We start from the raw sequence: 504 nt of genomic DNA on the forward strand, positions 1-504 counted from the left end.
CGGTCGCCGCTTGGGAACAATTGGGACCACAGCTACAATATTTATGCGGAGCTTGGCGCCGGTCCAGATCAGCCGATTACCCTATACGATGGCAACGCCCGTCCTGCCGAGTTTCGCTCGGATGCGCAGGGTGTCTGGACGGCCCCTCGCTATCATCGCACGGGTGAGTTCGACGCTGACCGCCGGTTTGTGCTGACCTTCGCCGACGGTGGTCAGTGGATCTTTCACTCGGAACACGACTCGGCACCGGGTGATGTTCGTAGGCTGTGGCGGATTGTCGATCGCAATCAGAACATCATCGAGCTGGAGTACGACAAACATGACCGGCTCGAGCGAGTGGTCAACGCGAGCGGGCAGTCGCTGGAGCTCGCGTATGACGAGACGGGCCATATCGCCGAGGTCACCGCGCAGCTTGGGCCCGAGGATGCCCGTACGGTTCGCTACGCACGCTACGGGGCCGACGAGCCGGGCGGGAACCTGCATGATCTTCGCAGCGTCACGCTT

General features: G+C 62.1%; 1 protein-coding gene. It reads left to right on the forward strand.

Annotation, left to right across the window (positions count from 1 at the left end):
- Positions 1-504 (forward strand): RHS repeat domain-containing protein (locus tag DB30_RS41130; RefSeq protein ID WP_146663018.1); only part of this gene is annotated, 504 nt, incomplete at both ends.

Source organism: Enhygromyxa salina, assembly GCF_000737335.2.
In the GTDB taxonomy this organism is placed as follows: Bacteria; Myxococcota_A; Polyangia; order Nannocystales; family Nannocystaceae; genus Plesiocystis; species Plesiocystis salina_C.